This window comes from Burkholderia sp. LMG 13014, from assembly GCF_905232215.1.
GTDB lineage: Bacteria > Pseudomonadota > Gammaproteobacteria > Burkholderiales > Burkholderiaceae > Burkholderia.
This window is the reverse complement of the sequence record NZ_CAJNKE010000564.1, coordinates 1-3,767: the sequence shown is the minus strand read 5'-3', so window position 1 is coordinate 3,767 and position 3,767 is coordinate 1. Positions and strand designations below refer to the sequence as shown.

Below are 3,767 nucleotides of genomic sequence, written 5' to 3'. Positions count from 1 at the left end.
GACAACCTGACCGGCGACGTCGTCGTGACCTTCGTGGTCGGTACCGACGGCAACGTCAAGGACCTGAGCGTGACCCAGTCGGCCGCGCCGGTTCTCGACAGGGCCGCGGAAAACGCAGTGCGGCAGTTCCACTGCGTCGCACAGGGCGAGGAAGTCCGCGTGCAGGTGCCCTTCTCTTTCAAGCTCGATTGACGGTGCCCTCGACAGCCGTTCCTTTTCTACTTGCCAACGCATTTCAGGAGACACTCATGATCAACCGTACCCGCAAGGCCGCCCTGGTGACGGCTCTGTTCCTCGCGGCCAGCGCCGCGCACGCCGCCACCGATACGGTGGCGAACCCCTACGGCCTCGATGCGCTCTGGAAAGGCGGGGATTTCATCGCACGCGGCACGCTGCTCATTCTGGTCGTCATGTCGATGGGCAGCTGGTACATCATCGTCGCGAAACTGCTCGAGCAAACGCGCGTGCTGCGCCGCGCGAAGGCGGCGGAAACGGGTTTCTGGAAAGCGGCCAGTCTCGGCGAAGGCACGACAAAACTGGACGCCGGCAGCCCGTTCCGCTTCATCGCCGAAACAGGTCTCGCGGCATTCGACCATCACGAAGGCGCGCTGGTCGAACAGGTCGACCTCAACCAGTGGGTCGCGGCGGCCATCGAGCGGGCCACCACGTCGGTCTCGAGCCGCTTGCAGGACGGCCTCGCGTTTCTCGGCACCGTCGGTTCGACCGCGCCGTTCATTGGCCTGTTCGGCACGGTGTGGGGCATCTATCACGCACTGACTGCCATCGGCATCGCCGGTCAGGCGTCCATCGACAAGGTCGCGGGGCCGGTCGGCGAAGCGCTGATCATGACCGCGATCGGGCTGGCTGTCGCGGTGCCCGCCGTGCTCGGCTACAACTGGCTCGTGCGTCGCAACAAGGCGGTGATGGAGCGCGTGCGCGGGTTTTCGACGGAATTGCACATCGTCATCCTGACCGGCACGACCACGGCCGGGGCCGCCGCCGCGACCAAGGCCGCCGCCCTCACCCGCGTGGGGTGAACCATGGCCATGACCGTAGGCCCCCGCGACGGCGCCGAGCACGACGAGACCATGTCGTCCATCAACACGACGCCACTGGTCGACGTGATGCTGGTGCTGCTGATCATCTTCCTCATCACGATTCCGGTGGTATCGCACACCGTGCCGGTCACGCTGCCCAAGGAAGCCGTGCAGCCGCTGCAAACGACCCCGCAGAACGTGATTCTCGCCGTGACGAAAGAAGGCGACGTGTTCTGGGACGAACGGCGCGTACCGGACGCGGCAACGCTCGTCGAGAAGCTCAAGGCGGTTGCGGTGCAATCGCCGCAACCCGAAGTCCACATCCGCGGCGACCTCGACGCGCGCTACGCGGCCATCGGCCGGGTCGTGTTTGCCTGCCAGCGGGCGGGCATCGTCAAGGTCGACTTCATCACCGAACCGCCGCCGCGCCAATGATCCCTCCACACCGACAAGGAGACCCGAGATGGCCATGACGATGCCCACCGGCAACGCCGACGAACCCGACGTGATGATCGAGATCAACACCACACCGCTCATCGACGTGATGCTGGTCCTGCTGATCATGCTGATCCTCACCATTCCGATCCAGACGAACGCGGTCAAGCTCGACATGCCGACCGGCGCGCCGCCGTCGCAACTGCAGACACCGCCCGTGGTGCAGATCGATATCGCGGCCGACGGCACCATCGCATGGAATGGCGAGACGCTGAGTTCGCGCGAGCAACTGGAAACGCGTTTGCACGACGTCGCCGTCAACCCCGCGCCGACCGAACTGCATCTGCGGCCCGACAAGGCGGCGCCTTACCGCGCCGTCGCCATGGTCATGGCGTCCGCGCAGCGGCTCGGCGCGAACCGCATCGGGCTCGTGGGCAACGAGCAGTTCATGCAGTAACCGCTTTCTCATCACGGAGCCCTCATGTTCGACGCCAACCCCGACGTGCTCGCCCCCGTGGCGACCCCGAGCCCGCCATCGGAATCACCCGCCGGACCACTCGCGTGGTTCGGCCTGGCGATTCTCGTGATCGTGGCGTTCTTCGCGTTCGTCGACCGTCAGATGCTGACCCTGCTGACGGAGCCCATCCGCCACGATTTCGGGCTGACCGACACGCAAATCGGCCTGATGCAAGGCGCGGGCATCGCGCTGTTCGCCGGCGTGGCTTCGCTGCCGATCGGCTGGGTCGCCGACCGCGTGGATCGCCGTGTGGTGCTGGTCGCGTGCGTCATCGTCTGGAGCGCTGCCACCGCGATCTGCGGCATGACCACCCACTTCTGGCAGTTGTTCATCGCCACCGTCGGGCTGGGGATCGGCGAAGCCGGACTGGTGCCGGTGATCTACGGCCTGATTCCCGATCTCTTCCCTGCGCGCCAGCGCGTGCTCGCCAATGCGATCTTCGCGCTCGCCAACCTGTTGGGCTCAGGTGCGGGGATGGCGCTCGGCGGCGCACTGATGCACGGCATCGCGGCGGTGCACGGCGCGTTGCCGGTCGGGCTCGCCGATCTCGCGCCGTGGCGGCTCGCGTTTTTTGCGGTTGCCCTGCCCGCCCCCGTGCTGGTCGTGCTGGTTCTGCTCATTCGACCCGGAAGGCACGACGACACGGAAGCATCCGCCGCGCGGCAGCGGCCATCCGCGCCGCTGCCGTCCGCACCGGTCTACTTCCGGCGCGAAGCCATCATGATGCTCAAGTTCTTCGGTGCCATCGGACTGGTCAATCTGTCGTTCGGCGGTGTGGCGACGTGGATGCCGGTCGTGGCGGTGCGAACTTTCGGCGCTACGCCGGCCGAAGCCGGCGGCGGCATGGGGGTGGCGGCGATGGTCGGTGGCATCGCGGGTTGCGTGCTCGGCGGACTCGTTGCCGGCCGCATGAAAGCGCGCTTCGGCGTGCTCGCGCCACTGCGTGTCTGCGAATGCGGCGCGCTGGTCGCCGGCGGCCTGTCGTTCCTCTATCTGGCGGTCGGCTCGCTTACGCCGGTCTACGCGCTCTTCGGCGCACAGCTCGCCTGCATGGTCGCCGGCATGGTGCTGTTTCCCACCATCATGCAGAACATCTGCCCTGCCCACCTGCGCTCGCGCGTGGCGGCGATCGGCGCGCTGACGACGATCGTCGTGCAATCCGGCAGCCCCGTGTTCATCGGCTTCATGTCGGATCGTCTGCACGCGTTCAACCAGGGCTTGCTGGGGTCGATCGTCTGCGTCGCGGCGTTCGGCTTCTTTGCCGCCTGCATTCTGATGCGCGCGGCCGGCCGTGGCGTTCGCGAGGCAATCGAACGCTATGCGTAATTCCCTTCTTCCTCCCGCTCCCATGTCATCCCGCACACGCTCGCTCTCGCTGCGCATCGAACGTTGGTCGCTGGCGGCTCCCTTCCATATCACCGGCCACGTCATCGACGCCGCTCGCGTCGTGAGCGTGACCGTCGACGACGGGCACCACGCCGGCAACGGCGAAGCATCCGGGGTCTTTTACCTGGGTGAGACATCTGAATCCATCGCCGCGCAAATCGAAAGCGCCCGGGCGTCGATAGAAGCGGGCGTCACGCGCGCGCAGTTGCTCGACGTCTTGCCGCCCGGCGGCGCGCGCAACGCGGTCGATGCGGCATTGTGGGCGCTTGAATCGCAACAGCAGGCCGTGCCTGCCTGGCGCATCGCGGGGCTCTCCGCGCCGCGCCCGTTGCGGACCACGATGACGATCGGCGTGGATACGCCGAGTGCAATGGCCGGGGCCGCCCGGAGAC

General features: G+C 66.9%; 5 protein-coding genes and 1 pseudogene. All 6 read left to right on the top strand.

The window, feature by feature from the left end:
• Window positions 1-192: energy transducer TonB (locus tag JYJ84_RS30920; RefSeq protein WP_205189900.1), on the top strand; the 192-nt coding region annotated here is incomplete at its 5' end.
• Between the two features lie 56 nt (window positions 193-248).
• Entirely contained in the window at window positions 249-1,037 is a 789-nt protein-coding gene (locus JYJ84_RS30915; RefSeq protein WP_122944933.1) for a MotA/TolQ/ExbB proton channel family protein, read from the top strand.
• A gap of 3 nt (window positions 1,038-1,040) precedes the next feature.
• Complete coding sequence (locus JYJ84_RS30910; protein WP_122944932.1) at window positions 1,041-1,472, top strand: biopolymer transporter ExbD; 432 nt, start codon at window positions 1,041-1,043, stop codon at window positions 1,470-1,472.
• Between the two features lie 28 nt (window positions 1,473-1,500).
• Window positions 1,501-1,929 carry a biopolymer transporter ExbD gene (locus JYJ84_RS30905; protein WP_122944931.1) on the top strand — a complete coding sequence of 143 codons (429 nt, stop codon included), beginning with the start codon at window positions 1,501-1,503 and terminating at the stop codon, window positions 1,927-1,929.
• A gap of 24 nt (window positions 1,930-1,953) precedes the next feature.
• Window positions 1,954-3,315 (top strand): MFS transporter, encoded by a 1,362-nt coding sequence (locus tag JYJ84_RS30900; RefSeq protein WP_122944930.1) that lies wholly within the window; start codon window positions 1,954-1,956, stop codon window positions 3,313-3,315.
• Window positions 3,316-3,337: 22 nt separating this feature from the next.
• Window positions 3,338-3,767: pseudogene (locus JYJ84_RS30895) on the top strand (dipeptide epimerase); the annotation flags it as partial.

Coding starts and splice junctions, on each gene's coding strand:
- JYJ84_RS30910 (WP_122944932.1), top strand. CDS start 1,041: ATGGCCATGACCGTAGGCCCCCGCGACGGCGCCGAGCACGACGAGACC.
- JYJ84_RS30915 (WP_122944933.1), top strand. CDS start 249: ATGATCAACCGTACCCGCAAGGCCGCCCTGGTGACGGCTCTGTTCCTC.
- JYJ84_RS30905 (WP_122944931.1), top strand. CDS start 1,501: ATGGCCATGACGATGCCCACCGGCAACGCCGACGAACCCGACGTGATG.
- JYJ84_RS30900 (WP_122944930.1), top strand. CDS start 1,954: ATGTTCGACGCCAACCCCGACGTGCTCGCCCCCGTGGCGACCCCGAGC.